The organism is Streptomyces sp., from assembly GCF_035563135.1.
Classification (GTDB): domain Bacteria; phylum Actinomycetota; class Actinomycetes; order Streptomycetales; family Streptomycetaceae; genus Streptomyces.
In genome coordinates, this window is sequence record NZ_DATMVN010000105.1 from 1 (window position 1) to 4,729 (window position 4,729).

The window sequence follows — 4,729 nt, forward strand, 5'->3', positions numbered from 1 at the left end:
GGCCGGGAACGTCCGCTAGTTCGCCCCGCGACGGGCTGCTGCGCAGGCCGGGAGGCAGGGGTGTCCGCCGTCGATGCGGCAGACTCCGCCGCCGACGTCGATCACGTGGCCCTCGTCCTGCTCTCGGCGGACGGACGGACATACAGAGTGGACGGGTGGTTGACGGCCTTGCCCTGGCTGAGGGTGAGCGGCATTCCCGAGTCCAGGGGCCGTGGGCTGACGAGACGCGCGGGCGGCGGCCGGTGCATCAGAGGCGTACGCGGTAGAAGGACCGCTCGCCCAGGAGGGTGTCCAGACCGATGGTCAGAGCGGGTGCTCGCTGATCGCCGAACGTGCTGACGGGCCGGTCGGTGGCCAGGTGTCGCCAGAGCCGGGCGACCGGATCATCGTCCGCGTCGAGGTCGTGGCCCAGTGCCGTCAGGCGCTCGGCGAAGCGGAGCATGACCGGTACCGGATCCGGGTCCGCTTCCTGCTTGACACCCGGCATGGCAACGCTGCGCACGTCGTCCGCCGTGATCCCCTCGACTCCACAGTCGGCTTCACGGGCCAGGAGGTACTGGACGAGGGCCACGGCGGCACAGCCATCGGAGATGCGCCCGTCGCCGACGCGGCTGCCGGCGAAGTACCGCTGGGCCATCTCCAGGGTCCGCGTCCAGGCGTCCTGCCACAGCTGCGGGCCGCCTTCGGACTGCCAGGTCCGCAACCGGTCCACGACCGGCTCCCGGATCGGGGCCCACCGGTCACTCTCCTCCTTCAGATCGGACAGCAAGTCGCGTACGGCTTCGGCGAGGCGCCGACCATCCGGACTGTCGCGGACGGCAGGGGCGGACAGAGCCTCCAGGCTCTGCAGGAGCAGAAGGGTGAGGGCTCCTCCCTCGTGTCGCTTGGGCAGGCGGGGCTTGAACGCGTCGGTCAGGGCCGCCACGAGGTCACCGCTGTCCTGGTCGACCGTCCCGGCGATCGTCACGGCTTCTTCGTCCGGGCCGCGGTACCAGCTGCTCTCCCGGTTCTTCCGCTCGTGCTCCTGGTACTCCGCCAGAGGCGCGAGCAGTCGGCGGGCAGCGTAGGCGGGATCCGCCTCGCACAAGATCAGCCGCTTGAGCAGACGCCGGCCCAAGTCGTCAGGGCCGGCGTCGAGCGGCGACATCGTGGTCACACCGCAGCGGCAGTGCAGCGTCAGTGGATCGCCCCAGGAGCCTTCGGCGAGAAACGGGCCGTGGCTGCCGCAAGACGGGCAGCACAGGGGTTCCAGGCCGACCTCGTGGCGGTAGTTCGGCTCGCTGATCGAGGAGTCCTCGGAAATCGCCTCGTTCCAGCGCGCGGCGCCCGCGTCCCACCGCTCCAGCACGATCCGGTCAACGTTGATCTGCCACACCCGGTGGGGGTCGTGGCCGGCGGGCGCGTCTTCGGCCGGCTCGTCCTCGCGGAAGCCGATCCAGGGCAGGGCGACCCGCCTGCCCTCCTCCGGCGTCGGCTCGGCGACCTGCGGACCCGCGTCCTGACCCAGGGCGGGCCCGCGGTGCGCCAGAGTGCAGGCGTGGCCACTCTCGCGCAGACCGTGCGGGCAGTCCTTCACATGCACGGCGATCGCGGAGCGGAGGTAGCGGCACAGCTCGGCGAGGAACTCCGGGTTGCCGCGGGCGTAGCGCTTGATCGGCACGGTGACGGTGTCGGTGTGGGGCGGTGCGACGAACGCGGCCAGCACGGCTCCGGCCCGCTCCGGGCTCTTAAGCGTGGGCAGGACGCGGGTGAACACCAGCGGCCTCAAGTCCTCGACGACCACCTGGTCCTGACGGGCCTGGTGGTGCAGGAGCGCGCCCAGCAGCAGCGCCAGCGCGTTCGTGCCGTCGCCCGGCAGCCCTGCCTCCCGATGGCCGAAGGCGTGCTTCTTCCACGCCTCGGTGAACTCCCGGCGGGCCATGGGCGCCTTGGAGAACCACCACTCGACCAGCAAGGCGGCGACCGCGCAGCACATCTCGGCCAGGGTCTCGCTGTCGTCGAATCCGAGCGAGTTCGCGACCGTCAGCTGCGCCACGAGCATCTTGAGGGCCGCGTCGGCCGCCGCGCGCCGCTCGGCACCCGTCATCTGCTCGCACACCACGGTCACCGGCTCGGCGGCGGTCACCGCGCGCACCAGACGTGTGAACTCCGGAACGGCTGAGCCGGACGGATCGTCGTCGACGGTCATGTACGGGGGGAGCTCACCGCGGTTGGTGCGGATCGCAGTCAGCCGGGCTACCTCCACCAGGCGCGCCACACACGCCGGTTCGGCCGCGACCTCCTCCAGCAGCCGCTGCACGCACTCCCCGCAGCCGCCCACCGCTGCTCCCGTCAACGCCGCGAGCAGCGGATCGTCTACCGACCGTCCCTCGCCGTCGACCGGACCACCGGGAAGTTCCACCGGCCCATGCTCATGTGCCCCCATCCCCGCCCTGGTCTCCCTCTTCGCTCTACGTGTCCTCGACGTCACCCTAGTGCCGTGACCTGCCCGCCGTCCGCCCGCCGCAACCACCCCCGTACTTCGGCCACTGGGCGGTCGGGCCACCACCGGGCCGGTGGAGGTCAGGGTGATCGGGCGGCGACCCGGTAGGTGGCGACGGCGTGCTCGTAGACCTCGGACACCCGCTCCTCGCTGGTTGAGGGCCCGGAGACGAGGAGGAGGTGGACCCGGTCGTTGATGACGACGGCCCGGTTGCGCGCGAAGAGCGGGATGCCGGATGCGTTGGTCCACCAGTAGTCGCCCTGGGCCGTCGGCGGCCCGGTGCCGATGGTCGTCAGCTGCACTCGCTCCGCCCGACGGCCAGGATCGGCGCGGAAGGCGGCGAGTTCGGGTTCACGGGCCTGGAAGGCCAGCAGGTCCTCGCCGCCTCGAAGCCGGTCCCGGCCGGGGGCGATGGTCAGAGCGAAGCCGTGCTGCCCGTAGGAGACGGTGCCGGCCGCAGAGCCTTTCCGGAGAGACCAGCCGTCGGGCACGGCCACCTGGAAGCCGTCGTGGCGGCGCATCGTGTATCCCGCAGACCCGTAGGACGGCGCGGAAGACGGCCCGACTCCGGCCGGCGACTCCGGCACCGTGGTGCCGGGACCGCCCTGGGACCGGGCGCCTTGCGGGGACTGGCGTGTCCCGGGCAGTGCCTCCATGACGCCGATCACCACCACGGCGGAGAGCGCCACGCCGGCTGCCGGAAGCAGGACACGCCGGGGCAGGCGGCCTGCGGCCGCGGGCCGCCGGTGACGTCTGGACAGGGCGCCGGCCCGCCGGGGCGGCCGGCGCACCAGATGTCCGCGCACGCGCAGCACCGGAAGCCGTGACGTCCCCGGACCGGGCTCGGCAGGCTCGAGTTCCGGCGGTTCAGGGGCGTCACGGAGCAGCGAGCCGAGCCATCGGCGCACCTCGCCGGCCTCGGGGCGCTGCACCGGGTCGGCGCGCAGCAGAGATTCGATCACCGGCCGCAGAACGCCACTGTCCTCGGCGAACGCCGCGGGCTCGGCGCACACGAGCTCCACGAGTTGTTCCGCATCGTCCTCCGGGAAGGCCGGGTAGCCGGATGTGATGCGGAACAGCAGTGCTCCCAGGGCCCATAGATCCGCGGCTGGCCCCACCGGCGCCGGTACGGGAGCGTGCCCCGCAACCGGCGCGGCCTGCACCGGAGCCCACCGTTCCGTGACGGCACCGACCGCCACGATCCGCGCCTGGTGCGCCCGCTCAACGGCCAGAGGTGTCAGCAGCCGTCCCCCTGTCTCGGCCGGCCCTGCCGGGACCGGCGGGAACGCGGCAGCCCGGCTCCGGAGAGCAGGCGCTTCAGCCGGATGTGCCTGACGCTGGGCGTCGGCGCGCAAGGCACCTGCGAACGCTCCTGTGCGGCCAAAGCGGACATGACCGGACCCGGCGGCTTCTCCAGGACGGTCGGAGCGCGCATGCCCGGGGGCCGCCGCACCGGCGTCCGGCCCAGGAGGAGGATACGGGGCGGGGACCGTCCGCGGCACGCCGCACGCGAGGTCCTGCACCAGACCTTCGGCAAGGCCGGTCAACACCGCCTTCCCGTCCCCGCAGATCATCACCGTGCCGGCGGTGACGTTCCCATGGACCCAGCCACGCGCGTGAAGATCGTCCAGGGCCGCCAGAACGTCCACCGCTATCTCGGCCGCACGAAACGGGCTCACCGTGCCCTCACCGAGCTGCGCCGACAGCGGACGAGCGATGAGCACTTCGCTGACCACCCACACGGCATCGTCCTCGGCGACCACGTCGAAGACCTGCTCCCGCCCCGGATGATCCGGCAACCGGACCACGGCCCGCGCCGCGCGAACAGCCCGAGCCGCCATCCCCTCGCCGATACCGCCGCCTTCGGAGTCCGGCGCCCGGCCGGGTATCTCGCCCTCCACGATCTCCGGCAGAACGACAGGCCGAAGGAGCACCTCGGCACCAGTACATGTATCCACGGCCCGGCCCGGCACGAGTTCCGACCAGCCCGCCAGGTACCGGCCCCCCAAGGCTCGCTCCCGCTCTGCCGTCATCGCGCGTACCTCGGCGCGAAGACGACGGCCAGCCGGACGCCCCGCCCGGGACGTGCGAGGCCAACGCGTTCCGGCGGCGCGGCCGCGGCGCGCGAGGGCAGGATCAACGACACCATCGGAGAACTCCTCGAAGGCGGGGCACAGAAAGCTGTCCCCCCGGTCGACGACGCGCCGGGGGAGGAGCCCGATGACCGGCTCCTCCCCCGGCGGACAC

The 4,729-nt window shown here is 72.5% G+C and carries 3 protein-coding genes; 1 reads left to right on the plus strand and 2 read right to left on the minus strand.

Annotated elements, in window-relative coordinates; all coding sequences use genetic code 11:
• Positions 1-247: 247 nt before the first annotated feature.
• Positions 248-2,401 carry a hypothetical protein gene (locus VN520_RS04615; RefSeq protein ID WP_325745542.1) on the minus strand — a complete coding sequence of 718 codons (2,154 nt, stop codon included), beginning with the start codon at positions 2,399-2,401 and terminating at the stop codon, positions 248-250.
• Positions 2,402-2,562: 161 nt separating this feature from the next.
• Positions 2,563-3,600 (minus strand): hypothetical protein, encoded by a 1,038-nt coding sequence (locus VN520_RS04620; RefSeq protein WP_325745543.1) that lies wholly within the window; start codon positions 3,598-3,600, stop codon positions 2,563-2,565.
• Positions 3,601-4,080: 480 nt separating this feature from the next.
• Here VN520_RS04620 and VN520_RS04625 point away from each other — a divergent pair.
• The coding region (locus tag VN520_RS04625) for a hypothetical protein (protein ID WP_325745544.1) at positions 4,081-4,729 on the plus strand (649 nt) is incomplete at its 3' end.